The sequence below is a fragment of the Streptomyces sp. NPDC111507 genome (assembly GCF_055638955.1).
Genome location: NZ_JBVKBU010000002.1, coordinates 914029 through 939552, shown reverse-complemented (window position 1 = coordinate 939552; position 25524 = coordinate 914029). Strand labels below are relative to the sequence as shown.

20 protein-coding genes and 1 tRNA gene are annotated in these 25524 nt (G+C 68.4%); 15 read left to right on the top strand and 6 right to left on the bottom strand.

Translation table 11 applies throughout. The features are described 5' to 3' along the window. The first annotated feature begins 73 nt into the window (after window positions 1-73). Both ACZ7M2_RS11765 and ACZ7M2_RS11760 read left to right on the top strand, forming a co-directional pair. The gene (locus ACZ7M2_RS11765) at window positions 74-1537 is read left to right on the top strand and encodes a DHA2 family efflux MFS transporter permease subunit (protein WP_471595070.1); all 1464 of its coding nucleotides are present in this window, start codon (window positions 74-76) and stop codon (window positions 1535-1537) included. A 147-nt stretch (window positions 1538-1684) separates the two neighbouring features. After that, entirely contained in the window at window positions 1685-2740 is a 1056-nt protein-coding gene (locus tag ACZ7M2_RS11760) for a UDP-N-acetylmuramate dehydrogenase (protein ID WP_471595069.1), read from the top strand. Between the two features lie 88 nt (window positions 2741-2828). On the opposite strand, the gene ACZ7M2_RS11755 is transcribed toward ACZ7M2_RS11760, so the two are convergent. Further along, window positions 2829-3461 (bottom strand): NAD(P)-dependent oxidoreductase, encoded by a 633-nt coding sequence (locus ACZ7M2_RS11755; protein WP_471595068.1) that lies wholly within the window; start codon window positions 3459-3461, stop codon window positions 2829-2831. A 125-nt stretch (window positions 3462-3586) separates the two neighbouring features. On the opposite strand from ACZ7M2_RS11755, the gene ACZ7M2_RS11750 reads away from it, so the two are divergent. Continuing rightward, window positions 3587-4198 (top strand): TetR/AcrR family transcriptional regulator, encoded by a 612-nt coding sequence (locus ACZ7M2_RS11750; protein ID WP_471595067.1) that lies wholly within the window; start codon window positions 3587-3589, stop codon window positions 4196-4198. Window positions 4199-4249: 51 nt separating this feature from the next. Continuing rightward, window positions 4250-4969 (top strand): hypothetical protein, encoded by a 720-nt coding sequence (locus ACZ7M2_RS11745; RefSeq protein WP_471595066.1) that lies wholly within the window; start codon window positions 4250-4252, stop codon window positions 4967-4969. Here ACZ7M2_RS11745 and ACZ7M2_RS11740 read toward each other — a convergent pair. Together ACZ7M2_RS11740 and ACZ7M2_RS11735 are read right to left on the bottom strand one after the other, a co-directional pair. Then, entirely contained in the window at window positions 4914-5954 is a 1041-nt protein-coding gene (locus ACZ7M2_RS11740; protein WP_351302474.1) for an adenosine deaminase, read from the bottom strand. The two genes, ACZ7M2_RS11745 and ACZ7M2_RS11740, sit on opposite strands and share 56 nt — an antisense overlap. A 131-nt stretch (window positions 5955-6085) precedes the next feature. After that, on the bottom strand, window positions 6086-7312 hold the full coding sequence (locus ACZ7M2_RS11735; RefSeq protein WP_099921157.1) for a pyridoxal phosphate-dependent aminotransferase: 1227 nt from the start codon (window positions 7310-7312) through the stop codon (window positions 6086-6088). A gap of 247 nt (window positions 7313-7559) precedes the next feature. On the opposite strand from ACZ7M2_RS11735, the gene ACZ7M2_RS11730 reads away from it, so the two are divergent. The 11 genes from ACZ7M2_RS11730 to ACZ7M2_RS11680 all read left to right on the top strand — a co-directional run bounded on the left by ACZ7M2_RS11730 (window position 7560) and on the right by ACZ7M2_RS11680 (window position 22072). Continuing rightward, window positions 7560-7632 (top strand) — tRNA-Trp (locus ACZ7M2_RS11730). A gap of 107 nt (window positions 7633-7739) precedes the next feature. Next, entirely contained in the window at window positions 7740-8021 is a 282-nt protein-coding gene (gene secE, locus ACZ7M2_RS11725; protein ID WP_067367170.1) for a preprotein translocase subunit SecE, read from the top strand. Window positions 8022-8098: 77 nt separating this feature from the next. Continuing rightward, window positions 8099-8974, top strand: a complete 876-nt coding sequence (gene nusG, locus ACZ7M2_RS11720; protein WP_075028541.1) for a transcription termination/antitermination protein NusG — start codon at window positions 8099-8101, stop codon at window positions 8972-8974. 168 nt (window positions 8975-9142) lie between these two features. Next, entirely contained in the window at window positions 9143-9577 is a 435-nt protein-coding gene (gene rplK, locus ACZ7M2_RS11715; protein ID WP_030359033.1) for a 50S ribosomal protein L11, read from the top strand. A 94-nt stretch (window positions 9578-9671) separates the two neighbouring features. Further along, on the top strand, window positions 9672-10397 hold the full coding sequence (gene rplA / locus ACZ7M2_RS11710) for a 50S ribosomal protein L1 (protein ID WP_060901502.1): 726 nt from the start codon (window positions 9672-9674) through the stop codon (window positions 10395-10397). 154 nt (window positions 10398-10551) lie between these two features. Next, entirely contained in the window at window positions 10552-11505 is a 954-nt protein-coding gene (locus ACZ7M2_RS11705; RefSeq protein ID WP_471595065.1) for an SCO4651 family lipoprotein, read from the top strand. 184 nt (window positions 11506-11689) lie between these two features. Next, window positions 11690-12541 carry an SCO4651 family lipoprotein gene (locus tag ACZ7M2_RS11700; protein WP_471595233.1) on the top strand — a complete coding sequence of 284 codons (852 nt, stop codon included), beginning with the start codon at window positions 11690-11692 and terminating at the stop codon, window positions 12539-12541. A gap of 359 nt (window positions 12542-12900) precedes the next feature. Continuing rightward, window positions 12901-13431 (top strand): 50S ribosomal protein L10, encoded by a 531-nt coding sequence (rplJ, locus tag ACZ7M2_RS11695; RefSeq protein ID WP_060901499.1) that lies wholly within the window; start codon window positions 12901-12903, stop codon window positions 13429-13431. A gap of 124 nt (window positions 13432-13555) precedes the next feature. Next, window positions 13556-13936, top strand: coding sequence for a 50S ribosomal protein L7/L12 (gene rplL, locus ACZ7M2_RS11690; protein WP_352046406.1), 381 nt, complete (start codon window positions 13556-13558; stop codon window positions 13934-13936). A 637-nt stretch (window positions 13937-14573) separates the two neighbouring features. After that, window positions 14574-18059, top strand: coding sequence for a DNA-directed RNA polymerase subunit beta (gene rpoB, locus ACZ7M2_RS11685; protein WP_403690332.1), 3486 nt, complete (start codon window positions 14574-14576; stop codon window positions 18057-18059). A 113-nt stretch (window positions 18060-18172) separates the two neighbouring features. Continuing rightward, on the top strand, window positions 18173-22072 hold the full coding sequence (locus tag ACZ7M2_RS11680) for a DNA-directed RNA polymerase subunit beta' (RefSeq protein WP_095853118.1): 3900 nt from the start codon (window positions 18173-18175) through the stop codon (window positions 22070-22072). An 88-nt stretch (window positions 22073-22160) separates the two neighbouring features. Here ACZ7M2_RS11680 and ACZ7M2_RS11675 read toward each other — a convergent pair whose 3' ends face one another. From ACZ7M2_RS11675 to ACZ7M2_RS11665, 3 genes are all read right to left on the bottom strand, one after another. Beyond that, a complete protein-coding gene (locus ACZ7M2_RS11675; protein ID WP_471595064.1) occupies window positions 22161-23075 on the bottom strand; it encodes a M48 family metalloprotease in 915 nt (304 codons plus the stop codon). A gap of 593 nt (window positions 23076-23668) precedes the next feature. Then, window positions 23669-24172 (bottom strand): Pycsar system effector family protein, encoded by a 504-nt coding sequence (locus ACZ7M2_RS11670; RefSeq protein ID WP_471595063.1) that lies wholly within the window; start codon window positions 24170-24172, stop codon window positions 23669-23671. Next, window positions 24169-25506, bottom strand: coding sequence for a PE-PGRS family protein (locus ACZ7M2_RS11665; protein ID WP_471595062.1), 1338 nt, complete (start codon window positions 25504-25506; stop codon window positions 24169-24171). Before ACZ7M2_RS11665 ends, ACZ7M2_RS11670 begins: the two co-directional genes overlap by 4 nt. Window positions 25507-25524 lie beyond the last annotated feature (18 nt).

Sequence of the window (25524 nt, the reverse complement as noted above, 5' to 3'; positions counted from 1 at the left end):
CGGCGCCCTTTTCTGCCCGTCAAAGTTAGTCATCAATAACTAACCATAGGGACGAACGCCCTTAGGGGGAGCGATGTCACAGCAGACCGCACGTCGCGGGGGAGCCACCTGGGCCCTCATCATCACCAGCGTCGCCGGATTCATGGCGGCTCTCGACAATCTCGTCGTCACCACCGCACTGCCCTCCATCCGCAAGGATCTCGGCGGAGCGCTGGACGACCTGGAATGGACCGTGAGCGCCTACACGCTCACCTTCGCCGTCCTGCTGATGTTCGGTGCGGCGCTCGGCGACCGGTTCGGCCGTCGTCGGCTCTTCCTCGTCGGTCTCTCCGTCTTCACCGGCGCCTCGGCGGCCGCCGCCATGGCGCCCGGCCTCGACTCGCTGATCGCCGCCCGCGCGGTCCAGGGCGTCGGCGCGGCGATCATGATGCCGCTCACGCTCACCCTGCTGACGGCCGCGGTGCCGGTCGCCAAGCGCGGCATGGCGTACGGGATCTGGGGCGCCGTGAACGGACTCGCGGTCGCTTCCGGGCCCCTCATCGGCGGCAGCCTCACCGAACACGTCTCCTGGCACTGGATCTTCTGGCTGAACGTTCCGCTGGGCCTCGCCCTGCTGCCCCTCGCCCGACTGCGGCTGGCCGAGTCCCACGGCACCGGCGCCCCGCTCGACATCACCGGCACCCTGCTCGTCAGCGGCGGTCTGTTCGGGATCGTGTACGGCCTGGTCCGCGGGCCGGCCGAGGGCTGGACCAGTCCGATCGTCCTGACCGGTCTGCTCGCCGGCGCCGCGCTGCTCACCGGCTTCGTCTTCCACGGCATCCGCGCCAAGAACCCGATGCTGCCGATGCGGCTCTTCCGCTCCCGTGCCTTCGCCGGGATCAACGCCGCGAGCCTGCTGATGTTCCTCGGGATGTTCGGCTCGATCTTCCTGCTCAGCCAGTACATGCAGGGCGTCCTCGGCTACTCGCCCACCCAGGCCGGCCTGCGGATGCTGCCCTGGACCGGGATGCCGATGCTCGTCGCGCCGATCGCCGGGTACCTCTCCGACCGCGTCGGCGGGCGTCCCGTGGTCGCCACCGGGCTCTTCCTGCAGGCCGCCGGGCTCGCGTACTACGCCACCGTGGTCGCCGCCCACGCCTCGTACGCCGCCCAGCTGCCCGCCCTGATCGTCAGCGGCATCGGAATGTCCCTGTACTTCGCCCCGGCCTCCAACCTGGTCATGTCCAGCGTCCGTCCGCAGGAACAGGGCATCGCCTCCGGTGCCAACAACGCGCTGCGTGAGGTGGGCGGCGCGCTCGGCATCGCGGTGATGTCCTCGATCTTCTCCGCGCAGGGCGGCTACGGGACCGCGCAGACCTTCGTGGACGGTCTGCGGCCCGCGCTCGTGGTGGGCGCGGCGGTGGTCGCCCTGGCGGGCGTCGCGGCGCTGCTCATCCCGACGGCGCGGCGTGCGGCTCAGACCCGGGTCGTCGCCCCCAAGCCGCCCCAGGGGCAGGATCTGGCCCAGGCGCCGGTTCTGGAATCCGCCTCACGCTGAGGCAAGGGAATCCGCCTCGCGGTGAGTGGGAGAGCAACCGCTCGCCGGTGGAGGGCCCAGGATCCAAACCCTTGATCGGTCCATCCCGTGCGCACACAGAAGCGGCCCCGCCTCGACCGGCGGGGCCCTTCTCGTACTCTTGAGCCCGTGCAGGAACTCCACGACGCCCCGCTCGCCCCGCTGACCACCTTCCGGCTGGGGGGTCCCGCGACCCGGCTGATCACCGCCACGACCGACGCCGAGGTGATCGCCGCCGTCCGAGAGGCCGACGACACCGGTACGCCGCTGCTGATCATCGGCGGTGGATCGAACCTGGTCATCGGTGACCAGGGCTTCGCCGGGACCGCCCTGCGCATCGCGACCACGGGCTTCGCCCTCGACGGTACGAGGCTGGAGCTGGCGGCGGGCGAGGTGTGGACCGACGCGGTCGCCCGCACCGTCGAGGCCGGGCTCGCCGGCGTCGAGTGCCTCGCCGGGATCCCCGGCTCCGCCGGCGCGACCCCGATCCAGAACGTGGGTGCGTACGGCCAGGAAGTGTCGTCCACCATCACCGAAGTGATCGCGTACGACCGCAGGGCGCGTGAGACGGTCACCCTGGCCAACGCCGACTGCGCCTTCTCGTACCGCCACAGCCGTTTCAAGGCCGACCCCGAGCGGTATGTCGTGCTGCGCGTCAGGTTCGAGCTGGAGGACGCGGACGGGCTGTCGGCGCCGATCAAGTACGCCGAGACGGCGCGCTCCCTCGGGGTCGAGCCCGGCGACAGGGTGCCGCTCGCCGCCGCCCGCGAGACCGTCCTGAAGCTGCGCTCCGGCAAGGGCATGGTGCTCGACCCCGAGGACCACGACACCTGGTCGGCCGGGTCGTTCTTCACCAACCCGATCCTCACGGACGAGGACTTCGCCGCGTTCCACGCGCGCGTGGCGCAGCGGCTGGGCACCGACGTCGCGCCGCCCGCGTACCCGGCGGGCGAAGGCCACACCAAGACCTCCGCGGCCTGGCTGATCGACAAGTCCGGCTTCACCAAGGGCTACGGCTCCGGACCCGCCCGGATCTCCACCAAGCACACGCTGGCCCTCACCAACCGGGGCCGGGCCACCACCGAGGACCTCCTCGCGCTGGCCCGCGAGGTCGTCGCAGGCGTCCGCGACGCCTTCGGGATCACCCTCGTCAACGAGCCGGTGACGGTGGGCGTGGAGCTCTAGGACCTGTCCGGCGGATCGCCCCGCGTCTGCGGCATGATCCGCCGGACAGGCCCTGGGCAGGGCTCCAGTTCCCGTACGCGACGCCGATCTAGTACGCGACTCCGACGCCCTGCTTCACCGTTCCGGGGTCGTTGACCATCGCCAGCATCGCGTGCGCCACGTCGGCGCGCCCGATGAACCGGCCCTTGAGCGGGAAGCCTCCGACGACCGTCCGGTACGAGCCGGTCACCGGCTTGTTCTGCAGGCGCGGCGGGCGTACGACCGTCCAGTCGGTCGTGCTCCGGGCCAGTTCGCCCTCCATGGCCGCCAGGTCGGCGTAGACGTCCTTCAGGATCAGCGAGATCAGGCCCCGCGCGGCGCGGTCGGCGAACGCCGCGCCCTCGGGGTCGGGACCGACCGGCCCCGCGCTCACCACCAGCAGTCGGCGCACCCCCTCGGCCTCCATGGCGCCCAGCACCGTACGGGTCAGCCGGGTGGCGATCCCGGCGTCCTTGCGGCTGCGGGCGCCGAGCCCGGAGAGGACGGCGTCCCGGTCCGCGACCGCGGGGCGCAGTGCCTGCGGGTCCGTGAGGTCCGCGCGGAACACCTCCAGGCCCGCACCCGTGACGGTCAGCCGCGCCGGGTCCCGTACGACGGCCGTGACCTGGTGGCCGGAGTCCAGCGCCTGCCGGACGATCTCCTGGCCGATGCCGCCGGTGGCCCCGAAGACGGTGAGTTTCATGACGTGATTCCCCTGGACGGATCGGGTGGGTGAGTATTCACTCACCTCTGCGTGCTCCTAGAGTGGGTAAGCACTCACCCACCCGTCAAGGCCTGACAGGGGTGACCATGGAATCCTTGGGGCCCATGCAGCAGAAACCGGCCCGGATCCGCATCCTCGACGCGGCGCACGAGCTCATGCTCACCATCGGCCTCGCCCGTGCCACGACCAAGGAGATCGCCAAGGCCGCGGGCTGCTCGGAGGCAGCGCTCTACAAGTACTTCCCGAGCAAGGAGGAACTGTTCGTCAAGGTGCTCAAAGAACGCCTGCCCCAGCTGACCCCGCTGCTGGCCGGCCTCGCGGCCGAGCCGGGCCGGGGCACCCTCCTGGAGAACCTCACCGAGATCGCCCGCCAGGCGGCCCTCTTCTATGAGCAGAGTTTTCCGATCGCGGCCTCCTTGTACGCGGAGACGCAGCTCAAGCGCCGGCACGAGGAGTCGATGCGCTCCATGGGGTCGGGCCCCCACATGCCCATCCGGGGTCTCGACGCCTACCTCCGCGCCGAACAGGACGCGGGCCGGGTTCGCGCCGGGGTCGACACCTACGCGGCCGCCTCGCTTCTGCTGGGCGCCTGCGCCCAGCGCGCCTTCGCCTACGACTCCAGCGAGGAGGGCAAGCCGCCGCCCGTGGACGAGTTCGCCCTGTCGGTCGCCCGCACGCTGCTGGGCGGAATCTCCGTTGCGGACGAGCCCTCGTGACGGTCACCCTGGCCCGATGAGACAAGCCCCCACGGCCATGCGGCGCTCCTTGTGCGGCTGAGCGTCACGGAGTTCACGCCGCGCGTCGGCCCCCACGCCTACCGGGTCGTCCAGCCGCGTCAGCTGCTGCGGCACACCACGCTCAGTGACCCCTTCGAAGGCTGGGGCTACCTCGTGGGCGACCACGACGGACTCGCCCGCCTCGCCGCGCTCTTCTCGTTCGCCGCGTTCTCCCGGCACACGATCGTGTACGTCCCGCTGCGGCGGAGCATCCCCAGGACCTACGTGCCCGGGGTGCCGGTCGACCTCGTCCTCGCCCACCGGTCGCCGGGCCTGCGTGCCTCCGCCTGGCCCGAACTGCGCCGTCGGCTGCGCGGTGGCACCCCGCGCATCGTGCGCACGAACGAGGAGCGCACCGCCGCCCACGCGGCCGCCTGGGAAGCGCGCTGGGAGCAGCGCTGGGACCGCCTCGACGCGCGGGACCGGATCCATCCGGCCGTACACGCGGGGACCCTCTTCCTCCTCGGCGCCCGCGACACCTTCGCCTCGGCCGCCACGCATCTGGAGGTGGCGGCCGGGTTCGGACCGCGTGGGAAGGGGGCCGCGAAGGGGCAGGACGTGCTCGTCGCCTCCCTCACCCCGCACCTGCCGCCGTCCCGAGGCCGTCACGTCGAGCTGGACATCGGCTTCCAGGCGTATCCGCCGTACACCCACTTCAGGCGACCGGGGCGGCCAGCCAGTCGTCGATGCCCGACAGCAGCTTCTCCTTGACGTCCTTGGGGGCCGCCGTGGCCCGCACCGACTGGCGTGCCAGCTCGGCCAGTTCCGCGTCCGTGAAGCCGTGGTGGTGGCGTGCCAGCTCGTACTGGGCGGCCAGCCGGGAGCCGAACAGCAGGGGGTCGTCGGCGCCGAGGGCCATCGGGACGCCGGCTTCGAAGAGGGTGCGCAGGGGGACGTCCTCGGCCTTCTCGTAGACCCCCAGGGCGACGTTCGACGCCGGGCACACCTCGCAGGTGATGCCGCGGTCCGCGAGCCGCTTCAGCAGCCGCGGGTCCTCGGCGGCGCGCACACCGTGCCCGATCCGGGTGGCGTGCAGGTCGTCCAGGCAGTCGCGGACCGACGCGGGGCCGGTCAGCTCGCCGCCGTGCGGCGCGGACAGCAGGCCGCCGTCCCGCGCGATCGCGAAGGCCCGGTCGAAGTCCCGCGCCATGCCTCGCCGCTCGTCGTTGGAGAGCCCGAAGCCGACGACGCCGCGGTCCGCGTAGCGCACGGCGAGCCGGGCCAGGGTGCGGGCGTCCAGCGGGTGCTTCATGCGGTTCGCGGCCACCAGGACGCGCATCCCGAGCCCGGTCTCCCGCACGGCCGAGTCCACCGCGTCCAGGATGATCTCCAGGGCCGGGATGAGCCCGCCCAGCCGGGGCGCGTACGAGGTCGGGTCGACCTGGATCTCCAGCCAGCCGGAGCCGTCCTTCAGATCCTCCTCGGCGGCCTCGCGCACCAGCCGCTGGATGTCCTCGGGCTCTCTGAGGCAGGACCGGGCCGCGTCGTACAGCCGCTGGAAGCGGAACCAGCCGCGCTCGTCGGTCGCCCTGAGCCGGGGCGGTTCGCCGCTGGTCAGGGCGTCGGTGAGGGCTTCGGGCAGCCGGACGCCGTACTTGTCGGCCAGCTCCAGCACGGTGGTGGGCCGCATCGAACCGGTGAAGTGCAGGTGCAGATGGGCTTTCGGCAGTTCAGAGAGATCACGTACGCGCTCCATTCCAGGATCCTGCCGTACGTTCCCGCCGTGTCGGTAGCGCTTTCCTCGTTAGTGGTCTTGCTCGCACGAAGAAGCGGGCCGTCTCCCCCCGGGGGGAAACGGCCCGCACACACGCGTGGAGCGCGAAAACGTCAGTCCCGTGCCTCGGCCAGGAGCTTCTGGATCCGGCTGACGCCCTCGACGAGATCCTCGTCACCCAGGGCGTACGACAGGCGCAGGTACCCCGGGGTGCCGAAGGCCTCACCCGGGACGACCGCGACTTCGGCCTCCTCCAGGATGAGCGCGGCCAGCTCGACCGTGTCCTGAGGGCGCTTGCCGCGGATCTCCTTGCCGACGAGGGCCTTGACCGAGGGGTACGCGTAGAAGGCGCCCTCGGGCTCGGGGCAGAGCACGCCGTCGATCTCGTTGAGCATCCGCACGATGGTCTTGCGGCGGCGGTCGAAGGCCTCGCGCATCTCGGCGACGGCCGTCAGATCGCCGGAGACGGCGGCGAGAGCGGCGACCTGGGCGACGTTGGACACGTTCGAGGTGGCGTGCGACTGGAGGTTGGTCGCGGCCTTGACGACGTCCTTCGGGCCGATGACCCAGCCCACGCGCCAGCCCGTCATGGCGTACGTCTTCGCGACGCCGTTCACGACGATGCACTTGTCGGCGAGCTCGGGGACGACCACCGGGAGGGAGTGGAATTCCGCGTCCCCGTAGACCAGGTGCTCGTAGATCTCGTCCGTCAGGACCCACAGGCCCTTCTCGGCGGCCCAGCGGCCGATCTCCTCGATCTGCTCGCGGCTGTAGACCGCGCCCGTCGGGTTGGACGGGGAGACGAAGAGCAGCACCTTGGTGTTCTCGGTGCGGGCGGCCTCCAGCTGCTCGACCGAGACGCGGTAGCCGGTGGTCTCGTCGGCGACGACCTCGACCGGGACACCGCCGGCGAGACGGATCGACTCCGGGTACGTCGTCCAGTAGGGCGCCGGGACGATGACCTCGTCGCCCGGGTCGAGGATCGCGGCGAAGGCCTCGTAGATGGCCTGCTTACCACCGTTGGTGACCAGGACCTGGGCGGCCTCCACCTCGTAGCCGGAGTCGCGCAGGGTCTTCGCGGCAATCGCGGCCTTCAGCTCGGGGAGCCCGCCGGCCGGCGTGTAGCGGTGGTACTTGGGGTTCGAGCAGGCCTCGATGGCGGCCTGGACGATGTAGTCCGGGGTCGGGAAGTCGGGCTCACCGGCGCCGAAACCGATCACCGGACGTCCAGCGGCCTTGAGTGCCTTGGCCTTGGCGTCCACGGCGAGGGTGGCGGACTCGGAGATCGCGCCGACTCGGGCGGAGACCCGGCGCTCGGTGGGAGGGGTTGCAGGGCTCATGGCACCCATCGTTTCAGACCGGAAACTCCCCCGGCACGCGGGTTTCACGGACTGAACACCAAGAGAACAACCGTCCGGATCCGGATCCCTCACCGGTCGATCTTCGGCGGACAAAGCCCGTACGGACACTTTCTGTTCGACGACCGGCCCCGGACCACGTACACTCTCACCTCGTTGGCCTTCACCGGCCGCACTCATCCGATGCACACCGAGCATCCGGGTGGATGCGGTACGTTGGGGGAAACAAAGGGTCGTAGCTCAATTGGTAGAGCACTGGTCTCCAAAACCAGCGGTTGGGGGTTCAAGTCCCTCCGGCCCTGCTACACACACCTTCGCCAGGATGTGTGCGCATGTACGTACCGCAATGCACCGCCGTGCGGCTCAACCGGGCGCGGCACGGCCACGACCCGGAATCAGGTGAGGACGAGTGACGGACGCCGTGGGCTCCATCGACATGCCTGATGCCGAGGCGCCCGAGTCTCAGAAGAAGGCCCGCAAGGGCGGTAAGCGTGCCAAGAAGGGCCCGCTGAAGCGCCTTGCCACTTTCTACCGCCAGATCGTCGCGGAACTCCGCAAGGTCGTCTGGCCGACTCGCAATCAGCTGACGACGTACACCACAGTGGTGATTGTCTTCGTCGTCATCATGATTGGCCTGGTGACCGTGATTGACTATGGGCTCAACCACGCCGCCAAGTACGTCTTCGGCTGAGCCGAGAGCGAAGGGCGCCGTCACCGGCGCCCCTTTCGCGCGTTCCACCCCCATGTATCCAGGAAGAAGCAGCCACCGTGTCTGACCCGAACCTGAACGATGCCAGCGAGTCGGTCGAGTCCGTTGACGACGAGCTCGACATCGTCGAGGGCGCGGACGTCGTGGACGAGTTCGAGGCTGCCGATGCCGCCACCGGCGAGCCCGCCGAGGAAGCGGCCCTGCACGTCGAGGACGAGTCCGGTGAGGACGTCGAGGACGAGGACGTTCCCGACGAGGCCCTCGCCGTAGACGCCGAGGAAGGCGACGAGGAAGAGGCCGAAGAAGAGGCCGAACCCGTCGACCCCGTCACCGCACTGCGCGAGGAGCTGCGCACGCTCCCCGGCGAGTGGTACGTCATCCACACCTACGCCGGTTACGAGAACCGCGTGAAGACCAACCTCGAGCAGCGCGCCGTCTCGCTGAACGTCGAGGACTTCATCTTCCAGGCCGAGGTGCCGCAGGAAGAGGTCGCGCAGATCAAGAACGGCGAGCGCAAGACGATCAAGCAGAACAAGCTCCCGGGCTACGTTCTGGTCCGCATGGACCTGACGAACGAGTCCTGGGGTGTCGTCCGCAACACTCCCGGTGTCACCGGCTTCGTGGGCAACGCCTACGACCCGTACCCGCTGACGCTGGACGAGATCGTCAAGATGCTCGCCCCGGAGGCCGAGGAGAAGGCCGCCCGTGAGGCCGCCGAGGCCGAGGGCAAGCCCGCTCCGCAGCGCAAGGTCGAGGTCCAGGTGCTGGACTTCGAGGTCGGCGACTCGGTCACCGTCACGGACGGCCCGTTCGCCACGCTGCAGGCGACCATCAACGAGATCAACGCCGACTCCAAGAAGGTCAAGGGCCTGGTGGAGATCTTCGGTCGCGAGACCCCGGTCGAGCTTTCGTTCGACCAGATCCAGAAGAACTAGCAGCTTCTGGACGTACGTCTTCCGAACAGGTCAGACGGGCTCACGCAGCCCGTCTGACCTGCTCGGTTTTTGGCCCCGCATGGATACCCGTTATCGTTGTGCGGTATGCCTCCATCCGGATGATCCGGGCGGAAGCTGAAAACTCTCACTAGGACCCGGAGAGAGCACATGCCTCCCAAGAAGAAGAAGGTCACGGGGCTTATCAAGCTCCAGATCCAGGCCGGCGCGGCCAACCCGGCTCCGCCGGTCGGCCCGGCGCTGGGCCAGCACGGCGTCAACATCATGGAGTTCTGCAAGGCCTACAACGCCGCGACCGAGTCGCAGCGCGGTTGGGTCATCCCGGTGGAGATCACGGTCTACGAAGACCGCTCCTTCACCTTCATCACCAAGACTCCGCCGGCCGCCAAGATGATCCTCAAGGCCGCGGGTGTCGAGAAGGGCTCCGGCGAGCCGCACAAGACCAAGGTCGCCAAGATCACCCAGGCGCAGGTCCGCGAGATCGCCACCACGAAGATGCCCGACCTCAACGCCAACGACCTGGACGCCGCGTCGAAGATCATCGCCGGCACCGCCCGTTCCATGGGCATCACGGTCGAGGGCTGACACCCACCTTCGTAGGAACCATGCGGCGCGAGCCGCACGTGGCAGGGCCTGCTCGGTCCGTACCACGACTCCTCAGAACACATCAGGAGCAGTAGTGAGCAAGCGCAGCAAGTCTCTCCGCGCTGCGGACGCCAAGATCGACCGGGAGAAGCTCTACGCCCCGCTCGAGGCCGTCCGTCTCGCCAAGGAGACCTCCACGAGCAAGTTCGACGGCACCGTCGAGGTCGCCTTCCGCCTGGGTGTAGACCCGCGCAAGGCCGACCAGATGGTCCGCGGCACCGTGAACCTCCCGCACGGCACCGGCAAGACCGCCCGGGTCCTGGTCTTCGCGACCGGTGACCGTGCCGAGGCCGCACTCGCCGCGGGCGCCGACATCGTCGGCTCCGACGAGCTCATCGACGAGGTGTCGAAGGGCCGTCTGGACTTCGACGCCGTCGTCGCCACCCCGGACCTCATGGGCAAGGTCGGCCGTCTGGGCCGTGTCCTCGGCCCGCGTGGTCTGATGCCGAACCCGAAGACCGGCACCGTGACCCCGGACGTGGCCAAGGCCGTGACCGAGATCAAGGGCGGCAAGATCGAGTTCCGCGTCGACAAGCACTCGAACCTGCACTTCATCATCGGCAAGACCTCCTTCGACGAGGCCAAGCTGGTCGAGAACTACGGCGCCGCGCTGGACGAGATCCTTCGTCTGAAGCCGTCCGCCGCCAAGGGTCGCTACATCAAGAAGGCCGCGATCAGCACCACGATCGGCCCCGGCGTTCCGGTTGACCCGAACCGCACCCGCAACCTCCTCGTCGAGGAGGACCCGGCCGCCGTCTGAGCCTTCCGCTCACCACGGTGACCGCGTCGCATACGCGTTCTTGGCACGGGCCCCGCAACCTTTCGAGGTGCGGGGCCCGTCCTCATTCCCGGATACGTGTGTCAGTGGGCTGCGTTAGCGTGCAGCTCTCAGGATTCGCATAGGGGTGGGACGAATGAAGAGCACGCACGTGCGCCGAGTGACCTTTTCGATCGCGTTGGTGAGCGCGCTGGCGGGAGTGGCGGCCTGTTCCTCGGGATCCTCCGGGGGCTCCGGCAAGGACGACAAGGCGGCCCAGGGCACGACTCACGTCAGCCCCATAGCGGCCCTGCAGTCGGCCGAGAAGTCCACCGGCGGCGCCGACACCGCCAGGGTCGAGTCCACGACGAGCCTGGGCACGCTGATGTCCATGAAGTCGGACGGTTCCATGGGCTGGGGCAAAGGCCTCACCGGTGACATGACGATCACGTACACCGGCGGCACGTTGGCCGAGGCGATGCGCAAGACGGGCAGCACCTCCATGCAGGCCCGCTATCTGTCGGACGCCTACTACACCAAGATGGGCGGGGCGTTCGCCGAGCACACGGGCGGCAAGCACTGGATCAAGTACGCGTACGACGACCTGGCGAAGATCGCGGGTGGCTCCGGCGCGTTCCTGAAGGACCAGATGCAGAACAGCTCGCCGAACCAGTCGGTGAAGCTCCTGCTGGCCTCCGGCGATGTGAAGAAGGTCGGCGAGGAGACGGTCCGCGGCGAGAAGACCACGCACTACTCGGGCACGGTGAACGTCTCGGACCTCGCGGCCAAGAGCTCCCACCTCACCGCGAGCCAACTCGCCTCCCTCAAGAAGCAGTTCACCCAGGCCGGCATCACGACGGAGGACGTCGACATCTGGGTCGACGGCAAGGATCTGCTCGTCAAGGCGGTCTCCAAGGGCGAGATGTCGAGCGGCACGATGTCCTCCACGACGTACTACAGCGACTACGGAGTGAAGGTCGCCGTCGTGGCGCCCCCGGCGGGCGACACGACCGACTTCAAGGACTTGCTGAAGACACAGGGTCTGACGCCGGGCAGCAGCGACACGTCGAGCGGGTCGGCCACCTCGAGCGGTTCAGGCACCTCGAGCTGAGGCTCCGGACGCCCAGAGGTCCAGGTACCAAGAAGCCCAGGTACCAAGAAGATCAAGTACCAAGTAACTCGATTACCAAGAAACTCAAAAGAATTCACGAGACCGCTGGAGCCTCCCTGGGCTACGCTGCGGGCGAAGTCTGTGTATCGCTCATGTGTTCCCTGGGGGGATCCTGATGTTTTCTGTGCGTAACTCCGTACGGCACGGAGCGGCGGGGGCCGCGCTCGCGGCCCTGGTCCTCGGAGGGGGCGCCGTCGCCTGTGGGAAGGGCGACGAGTCGCCGAAGATGACGCCCGCGGCGGCCGTGGCCAAGGCGGCGAAGAACAGCGAGGCCATCACCTCACTCAGCTACCGGATGACCGGCAAGGTCCCTGAGTCGGGCCGCGTCGAGGCCCAGGCGTCGATGAGCATGAACCCGCTGGCCATGAGCATGAAGATGACCGCTCTGGACCAGGGCGCCGACGGCAAGATGGAGATCCGGGTCGTCGACGGGGCGATGTACCTGGGCGGGGGTGCGGCCGCCGCCAAGGAGATGGACGGCAAGAGCTGGATGAAGTTCGACATCTCCGGGATGGCCAAGGGCTCCGGCGGCTCCCCGGGCATCGACGCGAGCAAGCTCTCCGACCAGGCCGAGCAGGACCCGTCCCAGGAGTCCACCTACCTGACCGGCTCCAAGGACGTGAAGAAGGTCGGCACCGAGAAGATCGACGGCGTGCAGACCACTCACTACAACGGCACGGTCACCCTCGACGAACTCCGCGCCGAGCTCAAGAAGAAGGACAAGGCGACGCGGGACAAGCGCGAGAAGAGCCTGAAGCAGTACGAGGAGCTGGGCGCCGACAAGCTCACGATGGACATGTGGATCGGGCCGGACGACCACACCAAGCAGGTCCGGGTGCGTGCCGCCTCCGACAAGGGCCCGCTCGACATGACCATGGTCTTCCTCGACTACAACAAGCCGGTGACGGTGAAGGCCCCGCCCGCCAAGGACACCGTCGACCTCGCGCAGATGATGAAGGACGCCCAGAAGGGCTGATCCAGCACTGAACCGTCGCTGAGCCGAGGCGCCGTGGGCGCTGAGCCGAGGCGCCGTCGAGTGCCGGAACGAGGCGCTGTCGAGCGGATTTGCTTGACAGCGACCCCGTCACGTACTGTTCCCCAGAAGCCAAAGACCGCTGGTCGTTGCCTTGTGCTCGCAAGAGGGCAGGGCGGCCGAAGGATCCGCTGAAACTGCGGACGACCCGCGTAGGTGACCGTGGATGTGCTCCCGGAGTTCGCTTGCCCCGCTTGCGGACGTACCGGTCGAGCTACGCCCCGTGCGCCTGCGCCGGGGCGTTTCGTTTTGTCCAGCCCCTTCTGAGCGGTCCTCATCACCCGGAAGGAGGCCGACGCTCTATGGCAAGGCCCGACAAGGCTGCCGCGGTAGCCGAGCTCGCGGACCAGTTCCGCAGCTCGAACGCCGCTGTGCTGACCGAGTACCGGGGTCTCACCGTGGCGCAGCTCAAGACGCTGCGTCGTTCGCTCGGTGAAGACGCCCAGTACGCCGTGGTGAAGAACACGCTGACCAAGATTGCGGCCAACGAGGCCGGGATCTCCACGCTCGACGACCTGTTCAACGGTCCGACGGCGGTCGCGTTCATCACCGGTGACCCGGTGGTGTCCGCGAAGGGTCTTCGTGACTTCGCCAAGGACAACCCCAACCTCGTCATCAAGGGCGGTGTCCTTGACGGCAAGGCGCTGTCCGCCGACGAGATCAAGAAGCTTGCGGACCTCGAGTCCCGCGAGGTTCTGCTCGCCAAGCTGGCGGGTGCCTTCAAGGGCAAGCAGACTCAGGCTGCCCAGCTCTTCCAGGCGCTCCCCTCGAAGCTCGTCCGCACCGTGGACGCTCTTCGTGCCAAGCAGGCCGAGCAGGGCGGTGCCGAGTAATTCGGCTCGCGCATTGACCGCCGCCTGGGCAGTTCCGCCTAGGCAGTGGTCGCAGCGGGCCGAAAGTACGCCCGCCTCACATGTACATCCGGCACCAGCCGAATAAGTGGAAGGATCGCCCCTCATGGCGAAGCTCAGCCAGGAAGACCTGCTCGCGCAGTTCGAGGACATGACCCTCATCGAGCTCTCCGAGTTCGTGAAGGCGTTCGAGGAGAAGTTCGACGTCACCGCCGCCGCCGCGGTCGCCGTTGCCGGTCCGGCCGGCCCCGCCGCCGTCGAGGCCGTCGAGGAGCAGGACGAGTTCGACGTCATCCTCACGGGTGCCGGCGAGAAGAAGATCCAGGTCATCAAGGTCGTGCGTGAGCTGACCTCCCTGGGTCTGAAGGAGGCCAAGGACCTCGTGGACGGCGCCCCGAAGCCCGTTCTCGAGAAGGTCGCCAAGGACGCCGCCGAGAAGGCTGCCGAGTCCCTCAAGGGCGCCGGCGCCTCCGTCGAGGTCAAGTAGTCCCACGGGCCCGCTGAGGGCCCCTCGCGAGCTGATACAGGACTACTAGTGGACCTGTAACGCTGACGCACTGAGGAGCGATCACCCAACTGGGTGGTCGCTCTTCGGCGTTCCGGGGGCCAGGTGGCGGCTGCCTTGCACTGTCGGTGGCGACGAGTATGGTGATCTTCGTTGTGCCTCCGGCCGAGCCCGTGACGGGCTGCAAGACGGGCTGCAAGACAGGTTGCACGTGACGATCGCGGCACTTGCTTAGGGCATGGGGGGCCTTGACGAACCGCACGCAGCGCGCAATTCTCAGGACGCGTCGTCACAACGATCCGGATCCGAGGCATGGATCGGTGGCGAAGAGGGCAGTATCGATGTGCATTGAGGGCGTGGCTTGCCGCAGGTGTTGAGAACAACGATGGTCTCAAGAAACCGGGACTGGACATCAGTGGGCCTAGTGGCTACACTGACCCTTTGCGCTGCCTGTTAGCTGCCTCCTGCCCGTCACCAGGGGCATGCCCTCGCGTGAGCACCGATGACTAGATCATGCCTGACCTGGCCTTTTGGCTGAATCGGGAACGGACTGTCTCTGTGCCCACAGTGGGGGGCCGGTACGCGCGTAGTGAGTCCGAGCCCTCGGAAGGACCCCCTCTTGGCCGCCTCGCGCACTGCCTCGACCGCGAATACGAACAACGGCGCCAGCACCGCCCCGCTGCGCATCTCCTTTGCAAAGATCAAGGAGCCCCTCGAGGTTCCGAACCTTCTTGCGCTGCAAACCGAGAGCTTCGACTGGCTGCTCGGCAACGACGCGTGGAAGGCTCGTGTCGAGGCGGCTCTGGACAACGGACAGGACGTCCCCACGAAGTCCGGTCTGGAGGAGATCTTCGAGGAGATCTCCCCGATCGAGGACTTCTCCGGGTCGATGTCCCTGACGTTCCGGGACCACCGCTTCGAGCCCCCGAAGAATTCCATCGACGAGTGCAAGGACCGCGACTTCACGTACGCGGCCCCGCTCTTCGTCACCGCCGAGTTCACCAACAACGAGACCGGCGAGATCAAGTCCCAGACGGTCTTCATGGGCGACTTCCCGCTCATGACCAACAAGGGCACCTTCGTCATCAACGGCACCGAGCGTGTCGTGGTGTCGCAGCTCGTCCGCTCGCCGGGCGTCTACTTCGACTCCTCCATCGACAAGACGTCCGACAAGGACATCTTCTCCGCGAAGGTCATCCCGTCCCGGGGTGCCTGGCTGGAGATGGAGATCGACAAGCGCGACATGGTCGGTGTCCGCATCGACCGCAAGCGCAAGCAGTCCGTCACCGTTCTCCTGAAGGCTCTCGGTTGGACGACCGAGCAGATCCTCGAGGAGTTCGGCGAGTACGAGTCCATGCGCGCCACCCTGGAGAAGGACCACACCCAGGGCCAGGACGACGCGCTGCTCGACATCTACCGCAAGCTGCGTCCGGGCGAGCCCCCGACCCGCGAGGCCGCGCAGACGCTTCTTGAGAACCTCTACTTCAACCCGAAGCGCTACGACCTCGCGAAGGTCGGCCGTTACAAGGTCAACAAGAAGCTGGGCGGCGAGGCCCCGCTCGACGCCGGGATCCTGACCGTCGAGGACATCATCTCGACGATCAAGTACCTGGTGAAGCTGCACGCCGGTGAGACCGAGACCGTCGGTGACAACGGCACGCAGATCGTCGTCGAGACGGACGACATCGACCACTTCGGCAACCGTCGTCTGCGCAACGTCGGCGAGCTCATCCAGAACCAGGTCCGCACGGGTCTGGCTCGTATGGAGCGCGTCGTCCGCGAGCGCATGACGACCCAGGACGTCGAGGCGATCACGCCGCAGACCCTGATCAACATCCGGCCGGTCGTCGCCTCCATCAAGGAGTTCTTCGGCACCAGCCAGCTGTCGCAGTTCATGGACCAGAACAACCCGCTGTCGGGTCTCACCCACAAGCGCCGTCTGTCGGCTCTTGGCCCGGGTGGTCTTTCCCGTGAGCGGGCCGGCTTCGAGGTCCGTGACGTGCACCCCTCGCACTACGGCCGCATGTGCCCGATCGAGACCCCCGAAGGCCCGAACATCGGTCTGATCGGCTCGCTCGCCTCCTACGGCCGGGTCAACGCGTTCGGTTTCGTCGAGACGCCGTACCGCAAGGTCACCGGCGGTGTCGTCACCGACGAGGTCGACTACCTCACGGCCGACGAAGAGGACCGATTCGTCATCGCGCAGGCCAACGCGCCGCTGACGGACGAGCTCCGCTTCGAGGAGTCCCGCGTTCTGGTCCGCCGTCGTGGCGGAGAGGTCGACTACGTCCCCGGTGAGGACGTCGACTACATGGACGTCTCGCCGCGCCAGATGGTGTCGGTCGCGACCGCCATGATCCCGTTCCTCGAGCACGACGACGCCAACCGTGCCCTCATGGGCGCGAACATGATGCGCCAGGCCGTGCCGCTCATCAAGTCCGAGGCGCCGCTGGTCGGCACCGGCATGGAGTACCGCTGCGCGGTCGACGCCGGTGACGTACTGAAGTCGGAGAAGGACGGTGTGGTCCAGGAGGTCTCCGCGGACTACGTCACCACCGCCAACGACGACGGCACGTACACCACGTACCGCCTGCACAAGTTCTCGCGCTCGAACCAGGGCACCTCCGTCAACCAGAAGGTTGTCGTGGACGAGGGCGCCCGGGTCATCGCCGGTCAGGTTCTGGCCGACGGCCCGGCGACCGAGAACGGCGAGATGGCGCTCGGCAAGAACCTGCTCGTGGCGTTCATGCCGTGGGAGGGTCACAACTACGAGGACGCGATCATCCTGTCGCAGCGCCTCGTGCAGGACGACGTCCTCTCCTCGATCCACATCGAGGAGCACGAGGTCGACGCCCGTGACACCAAGCTCGGCCCCGAGGAGATCACCCGGGACATCCCGAACGTCTCCGAGGAGGTCCTCGCCGACCTCGACGAGCGCGGCATCATCCGCATCGGTGCCGAGGTCGTCGCCGGCGACATCCTGGTCGGCAAGGTCACGCCCAAGGGTGAGACCGAGCTGACCCCGGAGGAGCGCCTGCTCCGCGCGATCTTCGGTGAGAAGGCGCGCGAGGTGCGCGACACCTCGCTGAAGGTGCCGCACGGTGAGATCGGCAAGGTCATCGGCGTCCGCGTCTTCGACCGTGAAGAGGGCGACGAGCTGCCGCCGGGCGTGAACCAGCTGGTTCGTGTCTACGTGGCGCAGAAGCGCAAGATCACGGACGGTGACAAGCTCGCCGGCCGTCACGGCAACAAGGGTGTCATCTCCAAGATCCTGCCGATCGAGGACATGCCGTTCCTGGAGGACGGCACCCCGGTCGACATCATCCTCAACCCGCTCGGTGTCCCGTCCCGAATGAACCCGGGACAGGTCCTGGAGATCCACCTCGGCTGGCTCGCCAGCCGCGGCTGGGACGTCTCCGGTCTCGCCGACGACTGGGCGCAGCGACTGCAGGCCATCGAGGCCGATGTGGTCGCCCCGGGCACCAACGTCGCCACCCCCGTCTTCGACGGTGCGCGTGAGGACGAGCTCGCGGGTCTGCTGCAGCACACGATCCCGAACCGGGACGGCGAGCGCATGGTGCTCCCGACCGGCAAGGCGCCGCTGTTCGACGGCCGCTCCGGCGAGCCGTTCCCGGAGCCGATCTCGGTCGGCTACATGTACATCCTCAAGCTCCACCACCTGGTCGACGACAAGCTGCACGCCCGCTCGACCGGTCCGTACTCGATGATCACCCAGCAGCCGCTGGGTGGTAAGGCCCAGTTCGGTGGCCAGCGCTTCGGTGAGATGGAGGTGTGGGCGCTGGAGGCGTACGGCGCCGCTTACGCCCTCCAGGAGCTGCTGACCATCAAGTCCGACGACGTGACCGGCCGCGTGAAGGTCTACGAGGCCATCGTCAAGGGCGAGAACATCCCCGAGCCCGGCATCCCCGAGTCCTTCAAGGTGCTCATCAAGGAGATGCAGTCTCTCTGCCTCAACGTGGAGGTGCTGTCCAGCGACGGTATGTCCATCGAAATGCGTGACACCGACGAGGACGTCTTCCGCGCGGCGGAGGAGCTCGGCATCGACCTGTCCCGGCGCGAGCCGAGCAGCGTCGAAGAGGTCTGACGGGAGTTCGGCGGGCCTTTGAACGCCCTTGGAAAAGGTGCATAAGGCCCGCCGGCCCCAGGACCCCCGTTTCAGACCCCAAGACTTACAACCCTGAGAGGGATTGACGCATAGTGCTCGACGTCAACTTCTTCGATGAGCTCCGGATCGGTCTGGCCACCGCTGACGACATCCGTCAGTGGAGCCACGGCGAGGTCAAGAAGCCCGAGACCATCAACTACCGCACCCTCAAGCCCGAAAAGGACGGACTCTTCTGCGAGAAGATCTTCGGTCCGACCCGGGACTGGGAGTGCTACTGCGGTAAGTACAAGCGTGTCCGCTTCAAGGGCATCATCTGTGAGCGCTGCGGCGTCGAGGTCACTCGCGCCAAGGTGCGTCGTGAGCGGATGGGCCACATCGAGCTGGCCGCTCCCGTCACCCACATCTGGTACTTCAAGGGCGTTCCGTCGCGTCTGGGCTACCTGCTCGACCTCGCCCCGAAGGACCTCGAGAAGGTCATCTACTTCGCGGCGTACATGATCACGTTCGTCGACGAGGAGCGCCGCACCCGCGACCTGCCCTCGCTGGAGGCGCACGTCTCCGTCGAGCGTCAGCAGATCGAGAACCGTCGCGACGCCGACCTCGAGGCCCGCGCCAAGAAGCTCGAGACCGACCTGGCCGAGCTCGAGGCCGAGGGTGCCAAGGCCGACGTGCGCCGCAAGGTGCGCGAGGGTGCCGAGCGTGAGATGAAGCAGCTGCGTGACCGTTCGCAGCGCGAGATCGACCGTCTCGACGAGGTGTGGACCCGCTTCAAGAACCTGAAGGTCCAGGACCTTGAGGGTGACGAGCTCCTCTACCGCGAGCTGCGTGACCGCTTCGGCACGTACTTCGACGGTTCGATGGGTGCCGCGGCGCTGCAGAAGCGCCTGGAGTCCTTCGACCTCGACGAGGAGGCCGAGCGCCTCCGCGAGATCATCCGCACCGGCAAGGGCCAGAAGAAGACCCGTGCGCTCAAGCGCCTCAAGGTCGTCTCCGCGTTCCTGCAGACCAGCAACAGCCCCAAGGGCATGGTGCTCGACTGCGTGCCGGTCATCCCGCCGGACCTGCGTCCGATGGTGCAGCTGGACGGTGGCCGCTTCGCGACCTCCGACCTGAACGACCTGTACCGCCGCGTGATCAACCGCAACAACCGTCTGAAGCGACTCCTTGACCTCGGTGCCCCCGAGATCATCGTGAACAACGAGAAGCGCATGCTTCAGGAGGCCGTCGACGCGCTCTTCGACAACGGCCGTCGTGGTCGCCCCGTCACGGGCCCCGGCAACCGTCCGCTGAAGTCCCTCAGCGACATGCTGAAGGGTAAGCAGGGTCGATTCCGTCAGAACCTGCTCGGCAAGCGTGTGGACTACTCCGCGCGTTCCGTGATCGTCGTCGGTCCGCAGCTGAAGCTGCACCAGTGTGGTCTGCCCAAGGCCATGGCGCTGGAGCTCTTCAAGCCGTTCGTGATGAAGCGCCTGGTCGACCTGAACCACGCGCAGAACATCAAGAGCGCCAAGCGGATGGTCGAGCGCGGCCGCACGGTCGTGTACGACGTCCTGGAAGAGGTCATCGCGGAGCACCCGGTTCTGCTGAACCGTGCGCCCACGCTGCACCGCCTCGGCATCCAGGCCTTCGAGCCGCAGCTGGTCGAGGGCAAGGCCATCCAGATCCACCCGCTCGTCTGCACCGCGTTCAACGCGGACTTCGACGGTGACCAGATGGCCGTCCACCTGCCGCTCTCCGCGGAGGCGCAGGCCGAGGCCCGCATCCTGATGCTGTCCTCGAACAACATCCTCAAGCCCGCCGACGGCCGCCCGGTCACGATGCCGACCCAGGACATGGTCCTCGGTCTGTTCTTCCTGACCACGGACGGCGAGCTGCGCGACGTCAAGGGCGAGGGCCGTGCCTTCGGCTCGACCGCCGAGGCGACGATGGCGTTCGACGCCGGGGAGCTCGCGCTCCAGTCGGCCGTCGACATCCGCTTCCCGGTGGGCACCATCCCGCCGCGTGGCTGGACCCCGCCGGCGCAGGAGGAGGGCGAGCCCGAGTGGCAGCAGGGTGACACCTTCCGCCTCCGTACGACCCTGGGCCGTGCGCTCTTCAACGAGCTGCTGCCCGAGGACTACCCGTTCGTCGACTACTCGGTGGGCAAGAAGCAGCTCGGCGAGATCGTCAACGACCTGGCCGAGCGTTACCCCAAGGTCATCGTGGCGGCGACGCTCGACAACCTGAAGGCGGCCGGCTTCTACTGGGGCACCCGCTCCGGCGTCACCGTGGCCATCTCCGACATCGTCGTTCCCGAGGCGAAGAAGGAGATCGTCAAGGGCTACGAGGCGCAGGACGAGAAGGTCCAGAAGCAGTACGAGCGCGGTCTGATCACCAAGGAAGAGCGCACTCAGGAGCTCATCGCGATCTGGACCAAGGCGACCAACGAGGTCGCCGAGGCGATGAACGCGAACTTCCCGAAGACGAACCCCATCTTCATGATGGTTGACTCGGGTGCCCGAGGAAACATGATGCAGATGCGTCAGATCGCCGGTATGCGTGGTCTGGTGTCGAACGCCAAGAACGAGACGATCCCGCGTCCGATCAAGGCGTCCTTCCGTGAGGGTCTGTCCGTGCTGGAGTACTTCATCTCCACGCACGGTGCCCGTAAGGGTCTGGCGGACACCGCCCTGCGTACCGCCGACTCGGGTTACCTCACCCGTCGTCTGGTGGACGTCTCGCAGGACGTCATCATCCGCGAGGAGGACTGCGGCACCGACCGTGGTCTGCGTCTGGCCATCGCCGAGCGCGGCGAGGACGGCGTGCTGCGCAAGACGGAGAACGTCGAGACCAGCGTGTACGCACGTGCGCTGGCCGAGGACATCACCGTCGACGGCAGGGTGCTGGCCCCGGCCAACACCGACCTCGGCGACGTCCTCATCGACGAGCTGGTCAAGCACGGCATCGAGGAGGTCAAGACCCGTTCGGTCCTGACCTGCGAGTCCGCCGTCGGCACCTGCGCCATGTGCTACGGCCGTTCGCTGGCCACCGGCAAGCTGGTCGACATCGGTGAGGCGGTCGGCATCATCGCCGCCCAGTCCATCGGTGAGCCCGGTACCCAGCTGACGATGCGTACCTTCCACACCGGTGGTGTGGCCGGTGACGACATCACCCAGGGTCTGCCCCGTGTCGTCGAGCTCTTCGAGGCTCGTACGCCCAAGGGTGTCGCCCCGATCTCCGAGGCCTCCGGCCGCGTGCGGATCGAGGAGACCGAGAAGACCAAGAAGCTCGTGGTCACCCCGGACGACGGCAGCGACGAGACGGCGTTCCCGATCTCGAAGCGTGCCCGGCTCCTGGTGTCCGAGGGCGAGCACGTCGAGGTGGGCCAGAAGCTCACCGTGGGTGCCACCAACCCGCACGACGTGCTGCGCATCCTGGGTCAGCGTGCCGTCCAGGTCCACCTGGTCGGCGAGGTCCAGAAGGTCTACAACTCGCAGGGTGTGTCGATCCACGACAAGCACATCGAGATCATCATCCGGCAGATGCTGCGCCGTGTGACGATCATCGAGTCGGGCGACGCGGAGCTGCTGCCCGGCGAGCTGGTCGAGCGCTCGAAGTTCGAGACCGAGAACCGTCGTGTGGTCCAGGAAGGCGGCCACCCGGCCTCCGGCCGTCCGCAGCTGATGGGTATCACCAAGGCCTCGCTGGCGACCGAGTCGTGGCTGTCGGCGGCGTCCTTCCAGGAGACGACCAGGGTTCTGACGGACGCGGCGATCAACGCCAAGTCCGACTCCCTGATCGGCCTCAAGGAGAACGTCATCATCGGTAAGCTCATCCCGGCCGGTACGGGTCTGTCCCGTTACCGCAACATCCGGGTCGAGCCGACCGAGGAGGCCAAGGCCGCGATGTACTCGGCCGTCGGCTACGACGACATCGACTACTCGCCGTTCGGCACCGGCTCCGGCCAGGCCGTCCCGCTGGAGGACTACGACTACGGTCCGTACAACCAGTAAGGCGTACGTCTGAAGTACTGAAGGGCGGCCACTCCGTTTCGTACGGGGTGGCCGCCCTTCGGCGTTGTCCGGTGCCGGGCGTCCGTGGTCAGCGGCCGAGCTGGAGGTAGGGCTCCAGGGCCTGGAGCCGGGTGTAGTTGTCCGGGTGGGTGGTCAGCAGCCTGGCCAGGCCGCCCGGTTCCTTGAGCTGCCTGCCCTGCGCCGCGGCCTGCGCCTTCACGGCGTCCTCCTGGGCCTGGAAGTGGTGCAGGACCTGCGCCAGTTGGGGCGCGAAGCCGAGGTCGGCCGCCTGCCGGTCGGCACGCAGCTCGCCCTGGCGTCCCACGTAGGCGAGCAGATAGGGGGCGACGACGAGCGGCACGGTGATGTACCAGGCGGCGACGAACCCGCCGATCACGAACATCCCGATGAAGAGGTAGACCATCCCGGTCGCGGCGAGCGAGAAGACGCTCGCGACCCGGATCGCGATCCGGGCGATGCCCCGCATGAAGGCCCAGGCGATCCGGCCGGGCAGGGAGTACCAGTAGCCGAGCAGGCCCGTCCAGGCATGACCGCCGGTGTGGTGGCCGAGCTCATGGGCGAGTACGGCGGCGAGGTTGCTGCTGGGGATCTCGTTCAGCGCGTACGTCGTGACGCCGACGACATGGCCGGCGGCCGCCACCGCGTTCAGGTCCGTGCTGTTCTCCACCATCAGCTCGTACGTGTGTGCCTCGATGCCCGCTCGGGCGGTGACCTCGCGCCAGATCGGCTCCAGACGGGCCCGCTCCTCGGCGAGCGGCGCCCTGAGCTTCATCATGTGCCGGGCGAAGGCCAGCTCGGTGGGCCGGTGGAAGACGAGCGCCCCGGAGGCCAGCCAGGCGAGGATGACCAGCCAGCCGATGGCCGTGCCGAGGATCCCAACGGCGAACGAGGCGACCACGGCGAGGCTCACCAGGAAGCCCGGCACCTGGACCGCCAGCTGCCCGATCGCGGTGGCGTCGGTACCGCGCTGGTGCGCGGCCACGTGGATGCGGGAGCCCGCGTGACGGTAGTCGAGGTCGTCGGGTGCGGGGGCCTCCGGCGGTGCCGCGGGTGTGGGGGCGGGGGGCGGCTGCGGCGGGATGTACGGCGGTGCGGTGGCGGTGGGCTGCGGGTCGCTCGGGTAGGTGGGCGTGGCCCCCGGGTAGGCGGGCGGCGCCGCGGGGTACGAAGGCGCGGCCCCGGCCGCCGGGTACTGGGGTGCGCCGCCCGGATAGGGCGGGGGCGCGGAGGTCTCCGGGTACAGGGGCGGAGCGGCGGACCCGGGGTATGGGATCGGGGGACCGGCGGACCCGGGGTACGGGGGTGCGGAGGCGGCGGACCCGGGATACGGGGGCGAGGGAACGGCGGACCCCGGATAGGGGGGCGAAGGAACGGCGGACCCGGGATAGGGGGGCGGAGTCGAGGCCGCCCCGGGGTACGAAGGCGATGGCGTGCCTGGGTACGAAGGCGCGGGCGTGCCTGGGTACGGGGGTGCGGGCGTGCCTGGGTATGGGGGGTCCGGGTAGACGGGGCCGGGCTCCGGGGCGGCCGGGTCTGGTGGGTAGGACAAGGTGGGGCTCCTTCAGGGTGGGGACGTCAGCCGATGAGCAGCCCGGCGGGAAGCAGAACCGTGCCCGCGCAGAAGGCGATCAGGCCCGTGCGGATCCACTGGTGCTTGCGGGCGGCGATACGGCTGGTCTCGGTGAGCGCCGCGGTGAGTCCGATGGCGGGGTCGCGGTCGGTGTCGGCGAGAGCGGTCGCCAACTGACCTTCACGTACGGCTTGTTGGATGTCGCCGAAGAAACAGAGGGGCCGGCCCGGGGCCCATGAACTGGCGCGGTACCGGGGGAGCACCGCGAGCAGCAGCGCGAACAGGGCGAAGGCGAGGGCCAGGGCGCCGGTCCACCAGACGGCCGTACCGGGCGCGGAGAGCGAGCTCGGTGACCAGTTCCGTCCGGCCAGCAGCCCGCTGAACACCCCTGCCGTCATCCCGAGCGCCGCCACGAGCACGGACGCCTTGCTGTCGGCCCGGGCGATCTCGCCCCGCAGCTCCTCCAGCAGCCGTTCGGCGGTTCTGGCGCCGGGAGCGGTGGTGGTCACTCCGGGCCCGTCTCGGAGGACTCCGGCGCCGGGGGCGGGGGCGGCGGATAGGCGGAGGGCGCGGGCGGAATGACGGGCGTGGGAGCCACGGCCGGCGGCGGCGGAGCCTGGTCGTACGGGATACCGGCCGGGGGCGCCTGGTACGGCCCCGGCGGCACGGTTCCGGGCGCGGGCGGTACGTACGGCTGGTGGGACACGGGCGGCCCCGGCGGGGTGGAGGGGGCGCCCGGTGCGCCTCCGGGGGCCGGAGCGCCGCCGTAGGGCTGGGCGCCGGCTCCGTACGGCGGTGAGGGGCTGAACGGCTGCGGCTGCGAGGGGTCGTACGGCTGCTGCGGTACGCCCCCGGGCGGTGGCGCCGGTCGGCCGGGAACCGGGGGCTGTGGCGGGGGCTCCTGGCGGCTGTTGAGTTCCTTGACGACGCGCAGGGTGGAGCGGGCCGACTCGGCCTTCTGGTAGTCCTCCAGGGTGTCTCCGGCGATCAGTTCCAGCTGGCTCTCGATGGCGGAGAGCTGGTCCTTCTGGAGGGCGCTGATGACCATCCGGGTGTCCTCGGGGTGCGCGGCGAGGTGGAAGGCCCACTGGGCGACACCCCCGTGTTGCAGGTGGTGCTGGTAGAAGGCGATCTTCTGGGCCATCAGCTCCTGGGACTGGTGCTGGCGCAGCACCTCCAGCTCGTGCAGCTGCTGGGCCTGGCGCAGCCGGTACTCGTGCTCGGGGTCGAGCATGTCGGCCTCGTAGCGCAGCGCCCGTTTGCGCCGTCTGTGCGCGATCGCGTCGTCGTCCAGGCGCAGCCGCACCGCGCAGGTGACCGCGAGCCCGATGCCGTCGGCGAAGACGCCGCTCTCGACCGCGTACTGGACCTCGGCCTCGGCGTCCCGGCTGTCCTCGATGGAGAACCGGCGGCTGACCGGTCGCGCCAGCTGGTGGAGTTCACGGGCGAGCCGTGTGGGCACATCGCGTTCGCCGCCGGCCACGTACGCGATCGGGTCCGCGACGCGCCAGGTCAGATCGGCGGTGGCGCCGAACGAGAACGCGTCGTCGTCGCTGGGCAGTTCGAGTTCCAGTTGGACCGGGTGGCTGCCCATGTCGACCTCGTAGACCGAGGTGTAGCGGCGGGTCGCGGCGTCCGTGCGGCTCGGCCGGTGCGGGGGCATGTATGCGTCGTAGCCGCCGCCCGCGGTGGCGAACACCAGTGCGTGGTCGATCGCGGAGACCGGCCGCCGGGCCGTGTAGTCGAAACGGGAGATCGGCCGCACGGTGAGCACCGGGTCGATCAGCGTGGTGTGCCGGTCGGCCTGTTGCTGCCACTCCGGCGGGCGGCGGAATTCCGCCATGGGTCAACTCCTCGTAAC